The organism is Clostridium sp. MSJ-8 (assembly GCF_018918325.1).
Taxonomy (GTDB): domain Bacteria; phylum Bacillota; class Clostridia; order Clostridiales; family Clostridiaceae; genus Clostridium.
In genome coordinates, this window is the sequence record NZ_JAHLQH010000016.1 from 43,777 (window position 1) to 68,469 (window position 24,693).

Consider the following 24,693-nt stretch of genomic DNA (forward strand, 5'->3'; position numbering starts at 1 on the left):
TAAAGTTAATATAATAATTTTACAAATGTAGTTGATGAAAAATGTCGTAAAAAAATCAGATAAAAAAACAGAATGCATGATTAAAAAAACATTAGTTCGGGAATAATTTAAATATACGAACAAAGGTTTTGGATTAAGAGGTGTTTTTTTATGAATTCTATATCAGATATTAACAATAATGAGATTGTAACTTGTCCACATTGTAAGGATAATAATATATGTAAGTATGGATATGTTAAGAAACGACAGAGATATAGGTGCAAGAATTGTGGAAGAACGTTCACAAGCTATACTAACAAGCCATGGAGTAATTCTAGGATTAGTATAGAAGTGTGGGATAAATATTTATCACTTATGGATAACAAGAATACATTGTTAGAGTGTTCTAGAATTTTAGGAATAAACATTAAAACTGCCTTTAGGATGAGACATAAGATAATGGATATTATACAAGAGAATAATGGATTATTACAGGGAGTAGTTGGAATAGTTAGGAGAGTATATTATGAAAATAGAAAAGGAAGCAAGAATATAGAAGAACCTAGAAGGAAATATAATCTTCATTTTGGAGTAGATTCACAAGAAAATAGTTTTTTAGATATTAATGATGATATTATGTCTGTTAATCTTGTGGCAGATATTATAAAGTGTAAGATTCATAATGACGCAGTTATACTTCCATCTAATAATAGATTTGTTAATAAGGCTATAGGACCAAGGATTAAGTCAGGCGGAACTATAGAATATTTAAATGTATGTAGAGAGTATAGTTTTTATAAGATCTGGAATTACGAATTTAGAGGGGTAGCTACTAAATATATTTATAGCTATTATTCATGGTATAGAAACAAAGGGAAGGTTAGGCGTAGAGTTTATGATATAGTTCATAGCTGATTAATTTAAGACCTTATTTATGAACTAGTAAGAAGTATTGATAAAATTAATAGACATTACTGGTGGAGGTAGTCTGTTTATAAAAGATAAAAGCTAATAATAAATTATGCAATTATGGTATATTTGCAGATTTAGGAAAATTAATATAATTATTTTCAACACTATAATGGAAAAGAACATAGGAAAATATTAAACAATATTAAAAAGATCCATCTGACTAATACCTGATTCTTAAGTGGGACAGAACAAGTTTAGATGTAGTATTATCATTTGGTATATAGAGAGAAGTCAGATATAAGCATATAATTGTAGAACACTAGTAAAATATAATAAAATAAGATAAAATATAATTTGAGTATATGTTGAAAGGTAGATAATCATGAAGAAAAAAAGTTCGATAGTTGGAATAATTATAGTTATAATAGCAATAATAATAGCTATAATGTCTATAGTGCTTAGTGTTATTTCTAATATAAAAGATAGCAAATTAGAGAAATATTCATCAGAGATACAAGGTTATACAGAAACATTAGATAAATATGCATTTGGGGATTATAAGAAGGAATATGATAGCTTATTAAAAGAAAGTAAAAAGATGATAAAAGCACAAGATGTAGATAAAATAGTAGATATGAAGAGTAAGTATAAAGCATTAATACAAAAGATTGAATCTAGTGCTGAAGCAGAACTTGGGAATTATTTAACTGAAGTAAATAATATGGATATATCTAGATTAGATGATGATACCAAGAATAATATAGCAAAAGATTTAAATTATGTGACTATACTTATTCAAAAGAAATATTATAAAGTTGCATATAATGAGATAGAGAGAATTAAAGAAAATATTAATAAAAGTAATGAAGAGATAGACAAAAAGAAAGAAGAAGAGGCAAAAAAGCAAAAGGAACAAGAACAAAAAGACAAAGAAAATAATGACAATTCACAAGAAAATACAACTGTAGATACAACTCAGAATAATAATGATCAAAATAATAATGAGGGTAATCAAACACAACAAAATAATGATTCATTAACAGAAGATGGAATACAAACTCAAACACAACAATCTACAGAAAACAATCAAGATAATAATACAGATGTTTCTAAGGAAGATAATTCAGGTTCTTCTCAAGAGAGCAATAATACGAACAACTAGAATAAATGTATATATAAATGGCTTTTAGAATGTGATATAATATACATATAAAAATGTATCCTATATGATAGGGAGCTGAATATAATGGTGAGAAATTATGGCATTGAAGAAACTACCTTAGAAGAGAGGATAAGTATAGTTAATTCAGCCTTGGCACTAGCTAGATTAGATGCAAGAGAACCATCTGTTGAAACAAAAGAGTTAGTTAAACTATATATAAGTGGTGAAGTAGAGATAGCTAGTATTTTACAGAAAACTATAAGCAGATATAAGAATGATCTTTAACAAATATAAGGCTTTGAATTAGTTCGTTTTAACTGATTTTAAGCCTTTTTTTGCTCTATAGACATCTTGAAGATTTTATCTTTTTATTATAGTGTTCTGTATCTCTATTAGGTGAATTTACTATACATATAGAACAAAAAAGTTACCTTTATGAATAGAGGAGGGGAGTTTTTATGAGAGATATATATTTATATGATGATATAGATGTTATGAAAAATAAATTAAATATAAAAAATAAAGAGGAATTAGAAAAGGCTGAAGCAGACATTACATATATTAAATTATTAGATATAGATAGGGCTACTGCAAATGGGGTATTTAATTTAAAACATCTAAAGGCTATTCATAAATATATGTTTGAAGATATATATGAGTGGGCAGGAGAAATAAGAACTGTTAATATTGAAAAGAGTGAAAAACTATTAAATGGTATGAGTGTTGAATATTGTGATTATAGCTTGATAGAAAGAGAATGTAAAAATACTCTTCATTCATTAAAAACTATAGAGTGGGGAAAATTATCATATGATGATAAGATTGAATATTTTGCAAAGTATACAGGAAGACTATGGCAAATACACCCTTTTCGAGAAGGAAATACTAGAGCTATAATAACATTTATGACACAATTTGCAGCTAGTGTTGGAATTGACTTTGATAGAGAACTATTAAGAAACAAGGCTCAATATGTTAGAGATGCTTTAGTTATGACATCAATAGGTGAATATTCTGAATATATTTATTTAATTAATATTCTAAAAGAGGTCATAGTAGCATAAATTCTATTGAAATAGAATAAATCTTTGATATAATAGTTATAATTGTAGATAACTTAATATAAGGGAGAGGAAGAAAGTATTGAATAAGTATAAGATTACAACAGACTCAACATCAGATTTGCCTTTTTCGTATCTTAAAGAAAATGATATAGAATTATTGCCTATGTCTTTTCAAATAGATGGGCAAGAATTTGAAGGAGACAAGGAATTTGATGTTAAGGCTTTTTATAATAAAATGAGAGAAGGGTCTATGCCTACAACAGCTCAAGTTACACCACAGGTTGCAACAGAGAAGTTTAAGAAAATATTAGATGAAGGATATGATATACTTCATATAGCTTTTACATCAGGAATGAGTGGTAGCTATAATAGTTCTAGACTAGCAGCTATAGAATTACAAGAAGAATATCCTGACAGAAAGATAATAGTTATTGATTCACTATGTGCATCATTAGGGGAAGGTTTATTAGTTTACAAAGCAGTAAATCTTAAGAATCAAGGATATACTATAGAAGAAGTAAGAGATTGGATTGAAGATAATAAGCTTAATTTATGCCATTATGTAACAGTAGATGATTTGAATCATCTATATAGAGGCGGAAGAGTATCAAAGGCAACAGCAATTGTAGGAAGTATTATAGGTGTTAAGCCTATTATACATGTCAATAATGAAGGAAAACTTATTCCTATAGGTAAGGCTAGAGGACGTAAGCAATCCTTAAATACATTAGTAAACTATATGAAGAAGTTAACAGAAGGTTATGAAGATAAAAATGATATTATATTTATAAGCCATGGAGATTGCGAAGAAGATGCTAAATATTTAGCAGATAAGATACAGAAAGAACTAGGATATGACAAGTTCTTATTCAATTATATAGGACCAACTGTTGGAACACATTCAGGACCTAATACTATTGCATTATTTTTCATGGGAAAAGAAAGATAAAGTTTAAAGAGTTGAGAAATGTGGTGAATATAATGGGGGATAATTTAATTCCATATTGGGAAGCTTGGTTACAAGATGAAATAGAAATACCTATGAATAAGGATGGATATGTTATTAACTATTCTATTATAAATATGGTTAGTAGTGAAGGTGTAGGAGAGTGGTTATGCTGTAATACCTTAAAAAAGGTATGTTCATTTATTAAGTTTGTCTTATTACCTTCAGTGATTATTACTAAAGTCATTGGTAAAAATGAAAATCAAGTGTATTTAGATGTAAGTAATTATCAAGAAACTATAGATATGTTAGAAGAATGTGAGTTTGATGGTTATAAAGAAGCAATAGAAGAATATACATCTTGCTTTCAAGAATTAGAGATGTTAGAGAAGCATAACGCATCATGGCAGGATATAAAAAAATTATTGGATTATATTAATTATAGTATAGATATACAAGAAGGAATTCTTGTGAATTTACAATTATATGAAAATATAAGTTCAGTAGGTAAGACATTAATAAGAGAATATGAAGAACAAGGTATGTTAGCAGAATTAGAAGATATTATGGAATTAAAAAAGAAAGAGATAGAAGAATTATTTGATAATATCGATAACAATGAATTTATGATGAAGAAGATAAGTATATTACTTAATAGTAAAGTTCTATTATAAATAAATAAGAGATTTTAAATGCTATATGATATAACAAATAAAATCTCTTATTTTAACGTCAATAGAGTGTTTAAGTAATGTTAGAGCATATTATCTAAAGAATAAAAAAGAAAAAATAGTGATACGACAGAATACAAAAAAACAAGTTTTGGAACCTGTCGCAAGGACTGAAAAATATATAAAAAGAAATTATGATATAAAATGTCAAAAAAAAGAAACAAAATGTTTCAAAATTATAAATTAAATGTTACAATTATAATAGGGTATAAAATGAAACTATAGGGGGATAAAATGGAATTTAACATTTCAATTATAACGTTTTCGACTATATTGACGGCAATACTTACGATATATAATAATGATAACATAATTTCGGAAATTTCACGTAGTAAGGTATTTTCAAGTATAGTGTATTCTATATTGCTTATAGATATAATAGACTTAACATGTTCATTTATATATGGATTTTCAAGGAGTTATAGAAGCGTTATTAATATTTTAGATTTTTTCTTTTATTTAATAGCACCTTTTATTATAATGCTTTTGGTATATTATTGTGAGTTATATGTAGAAGATAATGATATTTGTGTTAAAAGGTTTAGAATGTTAGGAATAATAACATATTCTATATATTTTATTATACTAGTTCATAGGACTATGCAAGGTAGATTAAATAGAGCTATAAATGTTGATGATTGTTTTAATATAAAGAGTTTTAATAGCATTTATTTTTTGACTATGATAATTTATTCATTTATTGGAATGTATATAGTTCATATCAAAAAAAATAGAATGAATACAATACTAATAGGGATAATGAGGACATTTCCATTATTAGTTTGTACTTATGTTGCATTAACAATTTTATTTCCAGAGATATATTTGCTTGGAGCATTTAGTAGTTTAGTTATTGTTATGCTATATTTATACATTGAAAATAAAAAGTTATTGGTAGATCCTTTAACAAAAGTACTAAATAGAAGGGCCTTTTTGTCTAGAATGGATATAATTATAGCACAACATAAAAAGGCTGTTGTAATATTAGTAAGTTTAGATGACTTTAAAATAATAAATGATAATTTAAGTTCAAAGGTTGGAGATACTGTTTTAATTGAGGTAGTAAACTTTTTGACTAGAATATGTAAAAAGAATGAAGTATATAGATATGGCGGAGATGAATTTATAATTTTATTAGAAAATAATAGGATGTTTAGAGTATCTGAATTGATTCGAAAGATAAAAGATAGATTTTCTAAGGAATTTATTGTTGATAATTATTCAGTTATGCTATCATCATCTAATGCTGTGGTTGAAATGCCTATACAGGCAAATAATACAGAGGAATTAATATCATTATTAGAATACATAACAGTAAAATCTAAAAATACTATGGGTAAGGGAAGAACTATTTATTGTAGTGATTTTATTAAAGATGAAATAGAGCGTAAGAATAAAGTTGCCCATATTTTAAGAGAAGAAGTAAAGAATAAAGGATTTATTGTAATGTATCAGCCTATATTTGACACCTCTAAAAATGCATTTACAAAAGCAGAAGCACTTATAAGACTTAGAGATGATGAGTTAGGAATGTTGTCGCCTAATGAATTTATTCCTATTGCAGAGGAATTAGGCCTTATTGTTGATATAGGATATATAGTTCTAGAAAAGGTGTGTAAATTCTTACGTAGGATAGAAGATAGTAATATAGATATAGAGAGTATATCAGTTAATTTTTCACCAAACCAAATGTTAAAGGATTCTTTAGTTGATAATATTATGAATATAATTGATTATTATAAAGTAGATCCGTCTAAAATAAGCATAGAGATAACAGAAAATTTTATTATTGATAGAAATGAAAAAGTAATTGAAAAGATGAATTTACTTCATCAAAAAGGAATAAAATTTTATTTAGATGATTTCGGAACTGGTTATTCTAATATATCTAGAGTTATGGAATTGCCTTTTGATGTGATTAAGATTGATAAGACACTGGTGGATAATTGTGAGAGCAATTCAAAATGTTATCATCTATTAGAAGGGTTATCTTCAGCCTTTGAAAAGGCAGATATGAAAGTTCTTGTAGAGGGAGTAGAGACAGAAGTACAAAAAGATATAATAGGCAATATATGTTATTATATACAAGGTTTTTATTTTGCAAGACCTACAGAAGAAGATGAAGTTATCAAGATGCTTGGAATGTAATTAAGTAAAGATTTCTAAATAAAAAATTAAGTTAGCTAAATGATGTAATTAATTAAAATAATACAATATTTGAATGCTAACTTAATTTTTTTATGTTTATTCTGAAAAATATTATAAGGTCTTTTCCATGACAATGTTGAAGGTATAATAAGTAATGTTATCCAATAAATAACTTCAACACTATTATGGAAAAGACCTTATATTTTGTTATATGCAAATTATATAATTTGACATCTTAATATTTAAATAAGTGTAAGGTTCTTAAGAGATATATCTAATACTTTAAATGAATGAGTTAATGCTCCAACAGAAATATAATCTACTCCTGTTTCTGCATAATCACGAATATTTTCTAGAACTATATTTCCAGATGCTTCTGTAATGGCACGATTATCAATAAGATTAACCATTTCTTTAACCATATTAGGGTTCATATTATCTAACATTATTATATCAGCTTTTGCATCTAAAGCTTCTAGAACTTCTTCTTTTGTTTCAGTTTCAACTTCAATTTTAGTAGTAAAGGAGCTATTTGATCTAGCAAGCATTACAGCATTTTTTATACCACCTGCAGCATCTATGTGATTATCTTTTATAAGAATAGAATCAGATAAAGAGAATCTATGATTCTTTCCACCGCCACATAAAACTGAGTATTTATCTAAATGTCTATATAAAGGTGTCACCTTTCTAGTATCAACAACTTTTGCATGAGTTCCTTCGATTGCTTTAGCATATTTGTAAGTTGTGGTAGCTATTCCACTCATTCTTTGCATAAGATTTAATGCAATTCTTTCACCCATAAGTACATTTCGAGTATTTCCTTCAAGAGTACCTATTTTTTGTCCTTTTGTAACAGTATCACCGTCTTTTACAGTAATGTTACAAGTTACATCACCAACTATATAAAATACCCTATTAAAGACAGGAACACCACAGATTATACCATCTTCTTTTACATATAAATTAACTGTACATCTGCTATTTTCTGAAATTATAGAATTAGTAGTTACATCTCCAAAAGGCATGTCTTCATTTAAGCCATCTTGGATTAATTTATCAATCATTAAGTAATTTAACATAATTTTCGTCCACCCTTTCCATTAAAAAGCTTATTAATTTTTCTTTTGATGGATATTCTTTTTCTGAGTTATTAGCAATTTCAGAAGATATTTTCTTGGCGCATCTATATCCAAAAACAAGGCCTTCTAATAGAGAATTACTAGCTAATCTATTGCTACCATGAACTCCTGTACAAGAAGTTTCACCTAATGCACATAAATTTTTTAAACTTGTTTCACCATAACTATTAACTTTTATTCCACCCATAGCAAAGTGATGAGCTGGAGATATAGGAATTAAGTCTTTTTCCATAGCATAACCTTTTTCGTAGCATTGTTCATATAAGAACGGAAAACGATGAACTAAAAAGTCCTTGTCTAAATGTGTTAAATCTAAATAAACATAAGGTGTATCAGGAGTTTTATTAATTTGTTCTAGTATTGCTCTAGATACAACATCCCTAGGTTTAAGTGGATCTATGAATTCCTCACCTTTTAGATTTCTTATTTTGGCTCCTTCACCTCTTAATGATTCAGATAATAAAAGTCTCTTGCAAGAAGAGTGTTTTTCATATAGAACAGTAGGGTGTAATTGTAAGTATTGCATATCTTTAAGTTCAATATCATTCTTAAGAGCAATAGATATTCCATCACCAGTTAAAGTAGGCACGTTAGTACTAGAAGTAAATAATCCTCCTAGTCCACCAGTTGCAAGAATAGTTCTCTTAGAATGAATCTCTAAATTTTCACCATTATAGCTACATATTCCACCTAAACAAGTATCATTATTCTTAATAATATCTATTAAGCGACAATTTTCTATTACTTCAATATTGTCTCTAGTTTCTAAATCTTTATACAAAGATTCCATAACAAATTTTCCAGTTTCATCCTTGACATGAACAATCCTAAAAGTACTATGTCCACCTTCACGAGTATATGCAAGAGAATTATCTTCATTTCTGTCAAATTCTACATTTAAATCTATTAATCTTTTTATATTGTCTCTAGATTCTTTAACTAATATTTCTACATTTTTAACATCATTTTTATAATTACCAGCCTTTAGAGTGTCTTCAATATAAGCAGGATAATCACTACTATCAAGTGCTGTTGAAATACCTCCTTGAGCTAAATAAGAATTACAATCTTTAAGACCTTCTTTTGTAATAAGAATTACTTTGAGGTTTTTATCTAAATTTAAAGCGGAATAAACACCAGCTATTCCTGTTCCAACAATTAATACGTCACATGTCCTTATCAAGTTAGTCATCCCCTAACAAATGCATTTTTTGTAAAGCTGTTAATGCTTTAACTCTGTCTGTTTCATCTATAATTATTTCATTGCTTTCATGTAATAAACATTCATACAAATCTTCAAGCTTAGTCATTTTCATATTTGGACATATCATTCCAGCTTTTAGTTTGATAAAAGTTTTATTAGGACTTTTTTTCTTCATTTGATGAAGAACGCCTTCTTCTGTTACTACTATAAATCCATCGTTATCTGATGATGCAGAATAGTTTATAATTTCCGAAGTGCTACCGATGTAGTCTGCTACTTCACGAACCTCCTTATTACATTCAGGATGAGCTAGTACTTCATAGTTTGGATATTCATTTTTTAATTCTAAAACTTCTTCTTTTGTAACCCTCTCATGAGTAGGGCAGAAGCCTTGATATAAAATGAAATCTTTGTCTGGGAAATGTTCTGCTATATAACTTCCAAGATTTCTATCAGGAACAAATATAATTTCTTTTTCTTTTATATTATTCATTATCTTCATAGCGGAAGATGATGTAACACATACATCAGATATTGCTTTAATATCTAAGTTAGTATTAATGTAACTAACTACACAAGCATCTGGATGTTCTTCTTTTAGTTTCATAACTCTATCTACTACGCCCATATCTGCCATAGGACATGTAGAATTTTTTGCAGGTAATAATACCTTTTTATTAGGAGAAAGAATTTTAGCACTTTCAGCCATAAATCTAACACCACAGAATACAATTAGATTTGAATCAGATTCTACAGCTTTCTTACTAAGAAAGTAAGAATCACCCACTAAATCAGCAACCTCTTGAATCTCAGGTCTTTGATATAAATGTGCTAATATTAGAGCCCCTTTTTCTTTTTTTAACCTTTTTATCTCATTTACTAAATCCAAAATCACGCAACTCCTTAAAAATGTGTAGATTGATTTTATATTACACTATTTCCTAAAGTTTAAAACAGAAGATTTTTTTTGTCAATTATAAATTGCATGAATAAAAAAGTACAAAGTGGAAAAAATTAATATTAGGAGGTGAATTAGGATGAAAAAGAGAAGAATAATAATTTTATCCAGCGCTTTTTTATTTACAATTATTTGGAGTGTTTTTTGTACTATTAGGATCAATAACATAATTGCGGAGGCTCCGCCTACGCCTACAGAAACAAATGTGAATAGTGCAGAGGTTATAGATAATAATCATAAATCAGCAGCTAATGAAGGATTAATTCCCGGTCATTATTATATTGAAGAATATAATGGATATTTAGCCATTTATAAGTGTAATGATAATTACGAACTTGTAGTTGAAGATGAGGAAGAAGATGTTTTTATGAATGCCATGGAATATTCATATTTTAATGATACTGATAGAGAATATTTTGAGAGTCATAAGGCAGCATTTAGCTCTAAAGAAGAAGCTCGTAATTATATGACACAATTTATGTCATAATATATATAAGAATATCAGATATTTATTTTGGTATTCTTATATATTTTTTTTCTCTAACATGTTAAAATAAAATGAAATGCATAAATATTTAAACAAAATCTAAGGTTTCATAGTCATCTTGAGGATTTTGTTCTTATTTTTGCTTAATAATAGTTAGAAGGGAGAAGCTACATTAATGTATTGTATGAAATAATATATAAACGTAGCATAGACAGATGTTTGAATACATAAAAGGTGAATTTATTGGGATTAATAAAGATTATATAATTATAGAGAATAATAATATAGGATATAAGATATATACATCAGGTGCAACTATGGCTGATATGCCCAAAGTCGGAGAAAGTACTATGGTATATATAGAACAGATAGTTAGAGAAGATTTTATAGGCTTATATGGATTTAGCACTAAGGAAGAATTAGAGATGTTTAAGTTACTTATATCTATAAATGGAATAGGTTCTAAGGCAGCTCTTTCATTATTATCTATAAGTAGATTAGATAACTTGAAATATGCTATTATAACAGAAGATGATAAACACATATGTAGGGCACCTGGTATAGGTAAGAAGACAGCAGGACGTATTATACTAGAACTTAAGGATAAACTTAAGAAGGAAGATATGATAGTTGAGAGGTCTACATTAGATAGTATGGATTATAGAGAAGACAATAATGAGATTGTGAACATGAATGAAGCTTTAGGTGCACTTTTAGCTTTAGGATATACTGAAAAAGAAGCAGAAACAGCACTTAAGAATGTAGATAAATCAGATACTATAGAGAATATCATTAAGGCGTGCCTTAAAACATTAATGAATTAGGAGGCGTTTTTCGTGGAGAGAATAATTACTCCAGAGGAGCTTGATGAAGATAGAGGGGGCGAACTTAGTTTAAGGCCCAAGAGAATAAGTGAATATATAGGTCAGAATAAGGTTAAGGAACGATTAGATGTATTTATAAGAGCTGCCCAGAAGAGAGATGAGTCATTAGATCATGTGTTGTTATATGGACCTCCAGGATTAGGTAAAACAACACTAGCAAATATCATTGCAAAAGAAATGGGGGGAGAGCTTAAAATTACATCTGGACCTGCCATAGAGAGAGCTGGTGATTTAGCAGCTATATTAACTACTTTGAATGAGAAAGATGTATTATTTATAGATGAAATTCATAGGCTTAATAGAAGTGTAGAAGAAATATTATATCCAGCTATGGAGGATTATGCTTTAGATATAGTTATAGGAAAAGGTGCTTCTGCAAAATCTATTAGATTAGATTTACCTAAGTTTACACTTATAGGTGCTACAACTAGGATAGGAATGTTGTCTGCACCTCTTAGAGATAGATTTGGAGTATTGTGTGCTATGGAATATTATTCTGTAGAGGACTTAAGAGAGATAGTAATAAGAAGTGCTATAGTTTTAGGGTGCAATATTACAGAAGAAGGAGCACATGAGATAGCTAGACGTTCTAGAGGAACTCCAAGAATAGCTAATAGATTATTAAAGAGAGTTCGTGATTATGCAGAAGTGTATTCAGATGGTTTAATAAGTCTTAAGGAATCCAAGGCAGCATTATCATTATTAGAAGTTGATAATGAAGGTTTTGATAGAGTTGACAATAAGATTTTAGATGCTATAATTAATAACTTCGGAGGAGGACCAGTGGGAATAGAAACTTTATCCTATTTTATAGGAGAAGAACTAGGAACATTAGAAGATGTATATGAACCTTATTTATTACAGAGAGGGTTTATTACTAGAACTCCGAGAGGAAGAGTGGCTACTGAAAAGGCCTATAGACACTTTGGAATTACTAAGGCTAACAATAAAAATAATAAACAACAGAACTTTTTTAATGAAGATTAAGGAGGAATGCTTTCGTGAAGGCAAGTGATTTTGATTTTTATCTTCCAGAAGAACTTATAGCTCAACATCCTTTAGAGAAGAGGGATGAGTCTAGACTTATGGTGTTAGATAAGAATACAGGAGATATAGAACATAAGAGATTCTATGATATTATTGATTATTTAAATAAAGGAGATACTTTGGTGCTAAATAACACTAGAGTTATGCCTGCAAGATTAATAGGAGAAAAGGAAGTAACTAAAGGAAAAATAGAATTCTTGTTACTGAAGAGAATTGAAAAAGATAAATGGGAGTGCTTGGCGAAACCAGGTAAGAGCGCAAGAATAGGTAGAAGATTTACATTTGGAGAAGGTAAGCTTAAAGCAGAAGTTGTTGATGTTCTAGATAATGGTAATAGAATAGTTGAGTTTTATTATGACGGAATATTTGAACAAGTTTTAGATTCTCTTGGTGAAATGCCGTTACCACCTTATATTCATGAAAAATTAGAAGATAGAGAAAGATACCAAACAGTGTACTCAAAGGAAACAGGTTCAGCTGCTGCACCTACTGCAGGATTACATTTTACAAAAGAATTATTGCAGAAAATAAAGGATAAAGGAATAAATATAGCTTATGTTACATTACATGTTGGACTAGGTACATTTAGACCAGTACAAGTTGAAGATGTAGAAAATCATGAGATGCATTCGGAATTCTATGTTCTCCATGAAGAAGATGCCAAGATAATAAATGACACAAAAGATAGAGGAAATAGAGTTATATCAGTAGGTACTACATCTACTAGAACATTAGAAACAATAGGCGATGAAAATGGACATGTAAAAGCATGTAGTGGATGGACTAATATATTTATATATCCAGGCTATAAGTTTAAGGTTATTGATAACTTAATAACTAATTTTCATCTCCCAGAATCAACATTAATCATGTTAGTATCAGCATTAGCGGGAAAGGAAAATGTGCTTAATGCATACAATATAGCAGTTCAAGAAAAATATAGATTTTTCTCATTTGGAGATGCTATGTTTATAAAATAAAAAGAGGAGGAAGAGTTTTGTCTAAAAATTATACATTATTAAAGAAAGACGGTAAGGCAAGAAGAGGAAGATTTGAAACAGTTCATGGAACTATAGAAACACCAGTTTTTATGAATGTTGGGACTTTAGCAGCCATAAAGGGAGCAGTTTCCACAATGGATCTTAAGGAGATAGGTTGTCAAGTAGAACTATCTAATACATATCATTTACATTTAAGACCATCAGACGATGTAGTATATAAGATGGGTGGACTACATGAATTTATGAATTGGGATAGACCGATTTTAACTGATTCTGGTGGATTTCAAGTTTTTTCTCTAGCTGGTATGAGAAAAATAAAAGAAGAAGGAGTATACTTCAATTCTCACATAGATGGAAGAAAGATATTTATGGGTCCAGAAGAATCAATGAGAATACAGAGTCATTTGGCATCAACTATTGCTATGGCATTTGATGAATGTATACCTAATCCGTCATCTAGAGAATATGTTTTGAATTCTGTAGCAAGAACTACTAGATGGCTTGAAAGATGTAAAAAAGAAATGGATAGATTGAATTCTCTTCCAGAAACAATAAATAAGCATCAGATGTTATTTGGTATTAATCAAGGTGGTGTATATGAAGATATTCGAATAGAACATGCCAAGACTATAGCTCAGATGGATCTTGATGGATACGCAATAGGTGGGCTTGCAGTAGGTGAAAGTCATGAAGAAATGTATAGAATAATAGACGCTGTAGTTCCGAATTTGCCAGAAGACAAACCTATATATTTAATGGGAGTAGGTACACCAGAGAATATATTAGAAGCTGTTGACAGAGGAGTAGATTTCTTTGATTGTGTTCTTCCAGCTAGAAATGGTAGACATGGTCATGTGTTTACTAAAAATGGGAAAATTAATCTTATGAATGCTAAGTTTGAACTAGATAAAAATCCAATAGATGAAGGATGTGATTGTCCGGCTTGTAGAAACTATACTAGAGCATATATAAGACATTTATTTAAAGCAAAAGAGATGCTAGCTATGAGATTATGTGTATTACACAACTTGTACTTCTACAATAATCTTATGGCAGAGATAAGAGAAGCAATTGATGGAGATTATTTTAAGGAGTTTAAAGAGCAAAAGTTAAAAAGTTGGAGTGGTCAATAATAAGTATTAAAATAATTATTATCTCTTGACTTATTAATTGAAAAATAATAAACTACTTAACATATATAAGAAATATATACAAAATGGAAGGAATGAAAAGATAATTATGAAAGCAACATTAATACAATTTTTACCTTTGATATTAATATTAGTAGTATTCTATGCTATATTATGGATGCCAGAGAAGAAGAGAAAGAAACAATATGATGCTATGTTAGCAGGCCTTAAGGTTAATGATGATGTTATGACTAGAGGTGGAATAATTGGTAGAATAGTTTCAATGGATGACGATAATATAGTACTTGAAACAAGCTCAGATAGAACTAAGATTAAATTCACTAAGAATGCAGTATCTAGTAAGATCTACAAAGATGATGAAAAGAAACAAGCTGAGAAAAAAGATAAATAATATTTTTTAGAATAGTGCCTCCTAATATTTCATAGAATGAAGTATTAGGAGGTGCTTAACGTTGAATGAAAAGAAGTTATCTAGGGGAATCATAAAGGGCAGTGTAATTAGCATTATCTTTTTTGGTATATTATTGTTGATTATATCTATTCTAATGATGATATTTGATTTTTCAAAGGTGACATATAAAGTGATGTATAGTATTATTTCGAACATAGCACTGATAAGTGGTGCATTTATAGCAGCTAAGATAAATAAACGTAAAGGACTTGTTACAGGATTAATTGTTGGAATAATATTTTATATTTTTTTAAGTGTAGTATCTTTTTTGATAAAAGGGGATATGTCAGTAATAAGTGAAAATATTTACACTCTTGTATTATCAGGTGTTATAGGGTTAGTATCTGGAATTTTAGGGGTCAATATCTAAAATATACTTTAATCTGTTATTTTGGTATGATATAATGTTTACAGTGTGTAATATTCTAGCTAAAAGCCGAGGAGGAGAAAAATGAAGACAAAAGGGAAGAGTAGAATTATTCTATTGATATCAGTTTTATTAATAGGATTTTTATGCTTTGTAGGAATTAAAGGAGTCAATATTGCTGGATACAGACTAAAACCTTTTAAAGAGACAGTAGTTAGGGGACTAGATCTACAAGGTGGAGTTTCAGTTACTATGGAGGTTTCTAGCGATAAGAAGGTGTCTGAAGACCAGTTAAATGATGTAAAGAGTCAATTAGAATTAAGAGTTAATTCTATGGGGGTAGCAGAAACAGTAGTAGTTGTAGAAGGAGACAATAGGATTAAGGTTGATATACCAGGTGTATATGAATCATCTGATATGGTATCTCAACTTAGTTCTACAGGAGAGTTAACATTTAGAAACTCTGATGGAGATGTATTATTATCAGGTTCAGATGTTAAGTCAGCAACAGTAACAACAGATCAGAAAACAGGTTATGCACAAGTTTCTTTAACTATGACAGATGAAGGAACTAAAAAGTTTGCAGAGGCAACTACAACTTACTTGAACAAAACTATTTCTATTTATATGGATGAAGAAGAATTAGTTAGTCCAACAGTTAATGCAACAATAACAGATGGTAAAGCAGTTATATCAGGTAACTATACAGTAAACAAGGCTAAAAACTTAGCTGCATTAATTAATTCAGGTTCTTTACCTGTTACATTAAAAGCAGTTTCAGTTCAGACAGTAGGAGCACAACTTGGTGCTGAATCATTACCAAGTGCTGTTAAAGCAGGTATAATTGGATTAGCATTAGTTGCATTATTTATGATAGTTTATTATAGAGTGCCAGGTGTTATATCTGTAGTAGCATTATCATTCTATACATTCTTGGTATTATTTATTTTCGAAGAAATTGGGGCAACTCTTACATTACCAGGTATAGCAGCATTCTTGTTAACAGTAGGTATGGCAGTTGATGCGAATGTTCTGATATTTGAGAGAATAAGAGAAGAACTTCGAAATGGTGTATCTATTAAGGCTGCTATAGATAGAGGATTTAACAATGCATTTACATCTATTATTGATTCTAACTTAACAACAATAATAGTAGCATTAGTATTATATTTCTTTGGTTCTGTAACAGTAAAGGGATTCTCAGTTACATTGATGATAGGTATTATATGTAGTTTATTTACTGCATTAGTAATAACTAAATTCTTATTAAAACAATCAGTTTCAGCAGGAATTTTAAAGACTATTGGAATGTTTAGAGTTAAGAAGGATGAAAAACCTAGAAAAGAAATAAAAATTGTATCTAAAAAGAAAATATGGTTCTCAATATCAGCAATTATTATATTACTAGGTGTTGGATTTACTGTATTTAAAGGATTAAATTTTGGTATTGATTTCGCTGGTGGATCTACCATAGTGTTACAATGTGATAAGAACTTTGACAAAGCGAAAGCTGATAAAGTAGTAAAAGATTATGCAAAAGATGCAGTAACTAATACAGTTGACAACGATCAATATCAAATTAAATCAAAAGATTTAACTTCTGAGAATTTTGATAAGTTATATGAGAAATTAAAGAAGAGTTATGGAGTAACAGAAATTGTATCACAAGAACAAGTTGGAGCTTCAATTGGTTCTGATTTAACTAGTAAATCTATAAAGGCACTTATAATTTCATTTATAGCTATGTTAGTATATATAGCTATTAGATTTGAATTTAAGTTTGGATTGGCAGCATTAGTAGCATTATTACATGATGTTCTAATAACTATAAGTATGTATGCAATATTTGATATTGCTATTAATAGTCCATTTATAGCATCTATACTAACAATAATAGGTTATTCTATAAATGCTACAATTGTTATATTTGACAGAGTGAGAAGTAATATGAAAGGCGCTAGAGTAAAGAGTATAGATGATCAGTTAGATAAGAGTGTTAACCAAACAATAGCTAGATCTATTAATACTTCATTAACTACATTATTTACTATAGTAGCAGTGCTTATATTTGTTCCGTCTGTTAGATCATTCTCATTACCAATTACAGTTGGTATAATATCAGGAACATATTCATCAATATTTATAGCACCATCATTCTATTCATTAATTAAAAATAAAAAGAAAAAAGTGAAAAAAGCTTAATTTTTTATAAAAGCAACCTTCTTAAGTAAGGTTGCTTTTTTTACTTTTTAGGAATTTATATTTTATTTGTGGTTGTGGGGGAATATAGAGCTTATCAAAAAACAATATTGGTTCTCATTTTTAATGTGTGATACTTGAAAATTTAATAATAAATAAAAAATGTAAAAATAAGTAATTACGAGCCTAAATTAAACACAATATATAGTGAAGAAAAAGAGAAAAATAACTACTTATTGTATAGCGAAAAAAATGTATAAAAATGATTTGCTATTGTGACGAATATCAACTATAATATAGGTGTTTTCTTATTTTATGGAGGAGTAGAATATGCGTAAATTTTGGGAGAGTATTTATAGTTCTAGTTACATAACTGGATATAATCCCTTTTTACTTAGACATATGAACAAAGCTATAGAGAAACTAGCCTATGCAATTAATAACAGGAAGAAGATAGTTGTATATGGCACTTCATCAGTAGACGGAATAAGTTCTATTGCATCACTTAGCCTTATTTTAAGATATTTAAACGCAGATGTTGAATATCTTATACATGATAATAGTTCAGGAGCAGAAGATGCTGTAACTGTTAGTAATATCAGAAATGAGATTGATTTTTTAGGTGCGGATTTATTGATAACTTTAGGTGTGGATTTGTATTCGGATGAAGAAGTTAAACTTTGTTCAGAACTAAATATAGACTTAATTGTATTACAGAATGTAGAAACAGATGTGATGAAGAGTTATGTTTATATTAATCCAAGTCAAAAAGGGTGTCAGTACAGATATAAGAATTTATCTTTAAGTATATTAACATTTAAGCTTATGCAAGCTGTTGCTATTTATTATAATATGAAGAGCATAAACAAATATCTAGATTTAATTTTATTAGGTGCACAATGGGCACATGTTAAACCTATAGGTGAGAATGAAGTTATTTTGAGAGAAGGAAAGAGATATTTGTTTAATACAAATAACATAGGGTTAAGAGCTGTTATAGATTCACAAGGTATTAAGGAATTGAATGATGAAGAGATAGTTAAGATAATAGATTTGATAACTCCTACAGGAAGTACAGTAGGTATAATTAATAATGCAAGAATAGTTTTAGAACTACTTACTACAGATGATAAGGATAGAGCAGAACAAGTATCGAAGTATTTACATAGCTTGAAGAAAGTATAAGTAATAATATGATATAATTATATTATAATGATATTTAATATAATTTGGAGGAAGATATTATGAGTTTAAAGGATAAAATAAGAGTTATAGATGGATTTCCTAAAGAAGGTATTAGTTTTAAAGATATAACAACATTAATAGGTGATGGAGAAGGCTTAAAAGAAGCAATTGATGCTATGGTTGAAAAACTAAAAGATAAAAACATAGATCTTATAGTAGGACCAGAGGCTAGAGGTTTTATATTTGGAGTTCCAGTTGCTTATGCACTAGGAGTGGGTTTTGTTCCAGTAAGGAAACCAGGCAAGTTACCAGCTGAAACATTATCTGTCACATATGACTTAGAATATGGCACAGATACACTAGAGATACATAAAGATGCAATAAAAAAAGGACAAAGAGTTGCTATTATTGATGATTTATTAGCAACAGGTGGTACTATTGAAGCAGTTGCTAAGCTTGTTGAAGAAGCAGGTGGCGATGTAGTATCTATGAATTTCTTAATTGAGCTTACAGGATTAAAAGGTGCAGATAAGCTTGATAAATATGAAGTTAATTCATTAGTAGAATATGAATTTTAGATAAATAAGAATTAGGATTATACAAATAGCTATAATTAATTATTTGTATAATCCTTTTTTATATATAGGAAATTATATTTTGTTCTAAAGTTGAAAAAGGGGATGTTATAATATATAATTATTAATAAGCTATGGCTGGTTTAAGGAACCAGCCTTTGAATTTAGAAGAAATAATATTTTTGTTAATATTTATAGATAGATAATATAGTTGAGGGAGCGAAAACTTAATGGTTGAATCTTTACTAAATATAATTCAAGAAAATAAATTAAAAGTAAATACGGACATTATTAAAAAGGCTTTTGACTTTGCTAGTGAGGCTCATAAAGAACAAAAGAGAGCTTCGGGAGAACCATACATAGTACATCCACTTGAAGTATCTAAGATACTTGCAGAGCTTGGAATGGATACTGACACAATAGTTGCAGGATTGTTACATGATGTTATAGAAGATACTAAGTATACATATGATGATGTGAAAAATATGTTTAGCGAAGAAGTAGCAAACTTAGTTGATGGTGTAACTAAGATTGGTAAGATTAAGTATAAAACTAAAGAAGAGCAACAAGCAGATAATATTAGAAAGATGTTACTTGCAATGGCAAAAGACATTAGAGTAATAATAATTAAGCTTGCTGATAGACTTCACAATATGAGAACACTTAAGTTTAAACAAAAGGAAAAACAAAAAAAGATAGCACAAGAGACATTAGATATATATGCTCCCCTTGCACATAGATTAGGTATGTCCAAAATAAAATGGGAACTAGAAGATTTATCTTTTAGATATTTGCATGAAAAAGAATACTATGAATTAGTGACAGCTATTTCTGAAAAAAGAGTGGAGAGAGAAAGTTACATAGCAGGAGTAATTGAAGATTTAAGACATAATTTAGAACAATCTGGTATTGATTCTGATATAGATGGAAGACCTAAACATTTTTATAGTATATATAGGAAGATGGTTAAGAAAAATAAAACAATTGAACAAATTTTCGATTTGACTGCAATTAGAGTATTAGTTAATTCAGTGAAGGATTGTTACGGAGTTTTAGGAATAGTTCATACTATTTATAAACCTATTCCAGGTAGATTTAAAGATTATATAGCTATGCCTAAGCCTAATATGTATCAATCATTACATACAACAGTTATAGGACCTCAAGGTAAAACATTTGAGATTCAGATAAGAACTTTTGATATGCATAAGACAGCTGAGTATGGTATCGCAGCTCATTGGAAGTATAAAGAAGGAAATACCTCAGATACTAGTGGAGATTCTTTTGAGAAGAAACTTGTATGGCTTAGAGATATGTTAGAATGGCAAAAAGAAACTTCTGATGCAGAAGAATTTATGCAAGCATTTAAGATAGATTTATTTTCAGATGAAGTATTTGTATTTACACCAAAAGGAGTTGTTATTAACCTTCCAGGTGGTTCAACACCTATAGATTTTGCTTACAGAATTCATACAGATGTAGGTAATAAATGTGTAGGAGCAAAAGTAAGTGGTAAAATAGTTCCTCTTGATTATAAACTTAAAACTGGTGAGATAGTTGAGATAATAACATCACAATCATCAAAAGGACCTAGTATGAACTGGCTTAATATAGTTAAGACTAATCAAGCAAAAAGTAAAATAAGAGCTTTCTTTAAGAAAGTTATGAAGGAAGAAAATGTACTAAAAGGTAAAGAATCCTTTGAACGAGAATTAAAGAAACAAAATGTTCATTTTGCAGATATTGCAAAGGGTGAAGCATATGAAAAAATGCAAAAAAGATATAATTTCCATACTATGGATGATTTGTATTCAATAATAGGAAATGGTCAAGTAAGTGCGTCACATTTCATTGCTAGATTAAAAGAAGAAAATATAGAACACAAAGTTAGTTCAGAAGAATTAATGAAAAATTTAGAAGAACAAATAACTAAGAATGAAAAGAAAACTAAAAAAGATGGATTATATGGTGTATCTGTAAAAGGCGAAAATAATGTAATGGTTAGATTCGCTAGATGCTGTAGTCCGGTACCTGGAGATAAGATATTAGGTTATATAACAAAAGGTAGAGGAGTATCAGTACATAGAATAGATTGCGTTAATTTACAAGCATTAATTAATTCTGATCCAGATAAAGTTATAGAAGTAAGTTGGGGAATAGAAAAAACAGGTTCATATACTGCCGAAGTTAGAATTAAATGTGTTGATAGACAAGGAATATTACAAGATATCATGAATGTGGTAACAGATTTTGGACTTAACTTATCAGGATTAACAGCAAATTCTGCAAAGGATAATCTAGCTTATATAGAGATAAAGGTTAAAATATCGTCAGTTGAACAACTTAATTCACTTATGAAGAAAATAAGAAGTGTAAGTGGGGTTAAAGATATATTTAGAGTTAATAATTAAACTTATAAGTTTGAGAAAGGAAAATGTTACTTATAGTGTTATCATATAAAAGTAACTAGGAAATTAATCGTGAGAGCAGTAGTTCAAAGAGTTACATCATCCTCTGTAAAAGTAGATGGTGATGTAGTAGGAAGTATAAATAAGGGCTTTAATGTTCTTATAGGAATATCAAAAGAAGATACTATAGAAGATCTTCAATATATAAAAGATAAAATTATTAATCTTAGAGTTTTTGAAGATGATAATGATAAAATGAATAGATCGCTTTTAGATATAGAAGGTGAAATTCTTCTGATATCGCAATTTACATTATATGGTGATTGCAGAAAGGGAAGAAGACCTAATTTTATGAATGCTATGTCAGGAGATGCAGCTATTGAATTATATAATAAATTTATAGAGTTAATGAAAGAAACTGGATTGAAGGTTGCAACAGGAATATTTGGAGCTGATATGAAGGTAGATATACAAAATGATGGTCCAGTTACAATTTTATTAGATAGTAAGAGACAGTTTTAAACACGAATTGTTGATATAATATAGAATTTACATGCTTAGAGTAGTGTGGTATAGACACTTTTGTTTATGCAATTAATAGAAAGGGGAAAAGTTTAGAATAATGATAATAAAAACAGTGATTACAGGGCAAATCCAAGAAAATTGTTATATAATTATGGATGAAGAGTCAAAAGAAATTGCAATAATTGATCCAGGAGATGATGGATATAAGATAAAGAGTGTTGTAGATTCTTTAGGTGGAAAACCTAAGTTTATATTATTAACTCATGGACATTTTGATCATGTTGGTGCAGTAGAAGAAATTGCAGATGCTTATGATATTCCATTTTATATAAATAAAATAGAAGAACAATACACAAATGTCTATGATGTATTTGGCAGAATAAGAAAAGCTGATGGATATTTATCTGATGGAGATAAAATAAATCTAGGTAATAAAGAGATAATAGCTCTATATACACCAGGACATTCAAAAGGTGAATTAAGTTATTTAGTTGATGGCAATCTATTTTCAGGAGATGCTTTATTTAATGGAAGTGTTGGTAGAAGTGACTTTGAAGGTGGAAATGCAGAAGAACTTATTACATCAATTAAAACTAAATTAGCTGTCCTTGATGAAGATACAAAAGTATATCCTGGGCATGGACCTTCTTCTACAATAGGAATAGAAAAGAGAAGTAATCCGTACCTAAGTGGCAATTTCGGTATGTTTTTTTAGATTGGAGCAATGATGGAAGTTAATGTAAAACTCGATGATTATAAATATAGATATGATATATATCATATATTTAATATTTATTTTCCTCTTCAGAAGATAAATTTTTCTCATGATGAAGGAGAATATGATATAACAGTTTCAGAAGAAAAAATAACATATAAACATGACGATGTTTATTTAGAAGCAGAATTTACAGATAAAGAGAAACCTAAAGAGACTATAAAAAAGCTTTTGTTTAAAGAACTTAATAGGCAAACAGGAGATATATATCCGTGGGGAACTCTTATAGGAATAAGACCTTCTAAGATAGCACTTAAACATCTTAATGAAGGAAAAAGTGAAAAAGATATAAGAGAAATATTTAAAAATAAGTATTATGCATTAGAAGAAAAGAGTCAGTTATGTATAGATGTTGCTAGAATGGAATCTAAATATGTTAACAAAGATCCAAAATGTGTAGCTATATATATAGGAATGGCATTTTGCCCTACTAGATGCTTATATTGTTCTTTTGCGTCTAATCCAATAAATGGCGCTTACAAAAATATGGTAGAACCTTATATAAAAGCTTTAAGTTATGAGATAGATTGTATAAGAGAATATATACAAGATAGAGGGTTATCTATTGAAACTGTATATTTTGGAGGTGGAACACCTACTTCTGTAGATGAGATACACTTTGAAAATATTATGAATAAGATATATAATTCATTTGTGAAGGATAAAAATATAAAAGAATTTACAGTGGAATGTGGTAGACCAGATTCTATTACTAAAGAGAAGCTAGAAACTATGAAGAAATATCAAGTTTCTAGAATAAGTATTAATCCACAAACTATGAATGACGATACACTTAAGCTTATAGGGAGAAATCATTCTAGACAAGATATTATAGATAAATTTAACATGGCTAGAGAATTAGGTTTCTCAGATATAAATATGGATATTATAATAGGGCTTCCTGGAGAAGGATTAGAACATGTACAAAATACAATAAGTGATCTTAAGAAACTTAAACCTGATAGTGTAACAATACATGGATTGGCGCTTAAGAGAGGCTCTATTATGTTTGATAACTTCATTATGAAAAAAGGACTAGGAATTAAATCTCAAGAAGAGATAGCGAAGATGTATTTAGAAAGTAAGAATCTAGCAGATGAACTAGGCTTAAAACCATATTATATGTATAGACAGAGAAATATGGTTGGCAATATGGAGAATGTAGGTTATGCTAAAGAAGGCAAACATTGTCTTTACAATATTGAAATGATAGAAGATAATCAGACTATAATTGCACTTGGGGCAGATGCTGTTTCCAAGGTAGTATTTATGGAAGAAAATAGATTAGAACGTTTCGGTAATGTAAAAGATGTTAAAGAATATGTAAATAGAATAAATGAATTAGTAGAAGGTAAAATAGCTTTACTTGATACTTTATATAAGGAGGAGTAA

The 24,693-nt window shown here is 28.9% G+C and carries 24 protein-coding genes; 21 read left to right on the forward strand and 3 right to left on the reverse strand.

All coding sequences use genetic code 11. The annotated features are described in order from the left end of the window. The first annotated feature begins 150 nt into the window (after window positions 1-150). From KQI77_RS02910 to KQI77_RS02940, 7 genes are all read left to right on the forward strand, one after another. The gene (locus KQI77_RS02910; RefSeq protein ID WP_216388188.1) at window positions 151-894 is read left to right on the forward strand and encodes a hypothetical protein; all 744 of its coding nucleotides are present in this window, start codon (window positions 151-153) and stop codon (window positions 892-894) included. A gap of 379 nt (window positions 895-1,273) precedes the next feature. Continuing rightward, the gene (locus KQI77_RS02915; protein WP_216388190.1) at window positions 1,274-2,053 is read left to right on the forward strand and encodes a hypothetical protein; all 780 of its coding nucleotides are present in this window, start codon (window positions 1,274-1,276) and stop codon (window positions 2,051-2,053) included. An 84-nt stretch (window positions 2,054-2,137) separates the two neighbouring features. Next, window positions 2,138-2,338 carry a hypothetical protein gene (locus KQI77_RS02920; protein WP_216388192.1) on the forward strand — a complete coding sequence of 67 codons (201 nt, stop codon included), beginning with the start codon at window positions 2,138-2,140 and terminating at the stop codon, window positions 2,336-2,338. A 173-nt stretch (window positions 2,339-2,511) separates the two neighbouring features. After that, window positions 2,512-3,117 carry a Fic family protein gene (locus tag KQI77_RS02925; RefSeq protein WP_216388195.1) on the forward strand — a complete coding sequence of 202 codons (606 nt, stop codon included), beginning with the start codon at window positions 2,512-2,514 and terminating at the stop codon, window positions 3,115-3,117. Between the two features lie 79 nt (window positions 3,118-3,196). Further along, entirely contained in the window at window positions 3,197-4,066 is an 870-nt protein-coding gene (locus KQI77_RS02930; RefSeq protein ID WP_216388203.1) for a DegV family protein, read from the forward strand. A gap of 32 nt (window positions 4,067-4,098) precedes the next feature. Further along, complete coding sequence (locus KQI77_RS02935) at window positions 4,099-4,737, forward strand: hypothetical protein (RefSeq protein ID WP_216388206.1); 639 nt, start codon at window positions 4,099-4,101, stop codon at window positions 4,735-4,737. 291 nt (window positions 4,738-5,028) lie between these two features. Continuing rightward, window positions 5,029-6,942: a bifunctional diguanylate cyclase/phosphodiesterase gene (locus tag KQI77_RS02940; RefSeq protein ID WP_216388208.1), complete on the forward strand. Its 1,914-nt coding sequence runs from the start codon at window positions 5,029-5,031 to the stop codon at window positions 6,940-6,942. Window positions 6,943-7,184: 242 nt separating this feature from the next. On the opposite strand, the gene nadC is transcribed toward KQI77_RS02940, so the two are convergent. From nadC to nadA, 3 genes are read right to left on the reverse strand one after another with little or no spacing between them, the layout of a single operon-like run. Next, complete coding sequence (gene nadC / locus KQI77_RS02945; protein ID WP_216388210.1) at window positions 7,185-8,024, reverse strand: carboxylating nicotinate-nucleotide diphosphorylase; 840 nt, start codon at window positions 8,022-8,024, stop codon at window positions 7,185-7,187. Then, entirely contained in the window at window positions 8,002-9,267 is a 1,266-nt protein-coding gene (locus KQI77_RS02950) for an L-aspartate oxidase (RefSeq protein ID WP_253289317.1), read from the reverse strand. Before KQI77_RS02950 ends, nadC begins: the two co-directional genes overlap by 23 nt. A 1-nt stretch (window position 9,268) precedes the next feature. Further along, complete coding sequence (gene nadA, locus KQI77_RS02955; protein ID WP_216388214.1) at window positions 9,269-10,177, reverse strand: quinolinate synthase NadA; 909 nt, start codon at window positions 10,175-10,177, stop codon at window positions 9,269-9,271. A 148-nt stretch (window positions 10,178-10,325) separates the two neighbouring features. Here nadA and KQI77_RS02960 point away from each other — a divergent pair, with 148 nt between their 5' ends. From KQI77_RS02960 to KQI77_RS03025, 14 genes are all read left to right on the forward strand, one after another. Then, window positions 10,326-10,733, forward strand: coding sequence for a hypothetical protein (locus KQI77_RS02960; RefSeq protein ID WP_216388216.1), 408 nt, complete (start codon window positions 10,326-10,328; stop codon window positions 10,731-10,733). 215 nt (window positions 10,734-10,948) lie between these two features. Next, window positions 10,949-11,557 carry a Holliday junction branch migration protein RuvA gene (gene ruvA / locus KQI77_RS02965; protein ID WP_216388218.1) on the forward strand — a complete coding sequence of 203 codons (609 nt, stop codon included), beginning with the start codon at window positions 10,949-10,951 and terminating at the stop codon, window positions 11,555-11,557. Window positions 11,558-11,569: 12 nt separating this feature from the next. Continuing rightward, the gene (gene ruvB, locus KQI77_RS02970) at window positions 11,570-12,604 is read left to right on the forward strand and encodes a Holliday junction branch migration DNA helicase RuvB (protein ID WP_216388220.1); all 1,035 of its coding nucleotides are present in this window, start codon (window positions 11,570-11,572) and stop codon (window positions 12,602-12,604) included. Between the two features lie 14 nt (window positions 12,605-12,618). Beyond that, window positions 12,619-13,644 (forward strand): tRNA preQ1(34) S-adenosylmethionine ribosyltransferase-isomerase QueA, encoded by a 1,026-nt coding sequence (gene queA, locus KQI77_RS02975; protein ID WP_216388222.1) that lies wholly within the window; start codon window positions 12,619-12,621, stop codon window positions 13,642-13,644. Window positions 13,645-13,661: 17 nt separating this feature from the next. Continuing rightward, window positions 13,662-14,798 carry a tRNA guanosine(34) transglycosylase Tgt gene (gene tgt / locus KQI77_RS02980; protein WP_216388225.1) on the forward strand — a complete coding sequence of 379 codons (1,137 nt, stop codon included), beginning with the start codon at window positions 13,662-13,664 and terminating at the stop codon, window positions 14,796-14,798. Between the two features lie 106 nt (window positions 14,799-14,904). Then, complete coding sequence (yajC, locus tag KQI77_RS02985; protein ID WP_216388227.1) at window positions 14,905-15,207, forward strand: preprotein translocase subunit YajC; 303 nt, start codon at window positions 14,905-14,907, stop codon at window positions 15,205-15,207. Between the two features lie 61 nt (window positions 15,208-15,268). Beyond that, window positions 15,269-15,637 carry a TIGR04086 family membrane protein gene (locus tag KQI77_RS02990; RefSeq protein WP_216388229.1) on the forward strand — a complete coding sequence of 123 codons (369 nt, stop codon included), beginning with the start codon at window positions 15,269-15,271 and terminating at the stop codon, window positions 15,635-15,637. An 81-nt stretch (window positions 15,638-15,718) separates the two neighbouring features. Further along, window positions 15,719-17,836 (forward strand): protein translocase subunit SecD, encoded by a 2,118-nt coding sequence (secD, locus tag KQI77_RS02995; protein ID WP_216388231.1) that lies wholly within the window; start codon window positions 15,719-15,721, stop codon window positions 17,834-17,836. Window positions 17,837-18,163: 327 nt separating this feature from the next. Then, on the forward strand, window positions 18,164-19,018 hold the full coding sequence (locus tag KQI77_RS03000; protein WP_216388233.1) for a DHH family phosphoesterase: 855 nt from the start codon (window positions 18,164-18,166) through the stop codon (window positions 19,016-19,018). Window positions 19,019-19,077: 59 nt separating this feature from the next. After that, window positions 19,078-19,596 (forward strand): adenine phosphoribosyltransferase, encoded by a 519-nt coding sequence (locus tag KQI77_RS03005; protein WP_216388235.1) that lies wholly within the window; start codon window positions 19,078-19,080, stop codon window positions 19,594-19,596. A gap of 227 nt (window positions 19,597-19,823) precedes the next feature. Continuing rightward, a complete protein-coding gene (locus KQI77_RS03010) occupies window positions 19,824-22,004 on the forward strand; it encodes a bifunctional (p)ppGpp synthetase/guanosine-3',5'-bis(diphosphate) 3'-pyrophosphohydrolase (protein WP_216388237.1) in 2,181 nt (726 codons plus the stop codon). A gap of 69 nt (window positions 22,005-22,073) precedes the next feature. Then, a complete protein-coding gene (gene dtd / locus KQI77_RS03015) occupies window positions 22,074-22,523 on the forward strand; it encodes a D-aminoacyl-tRNA deacylase (RefSeq protein ID WP_216388239.1) in 450 nt (149 codons plus the stop codon). A gap of 100 nt (window positions 22,524-22,623) precedes the next feature. Beyond that, window positions 22,624-23,241: an MBL fold metallo-hydrolase gene (locus tag KQI77_RS03020; protein ID WP_216388241.1), complete on the forward strand. Its 618-nt coding sequence runs from the start codon at window positions 22,624-22,626 to the stop codon at window positions 23,239-23,241. 12 nt (window positions 23,242-23,253) lie between these two features. Next, window positions 23,254-24,693, forward strand: coding sequence for a coproporphyrinogen III oxidase (locus KQI77_RS03025; protein WP_216388243.1), 1,440 nt, complete (start codon window positions 23,254-23,256; stop codon window positions 24,691-24,693).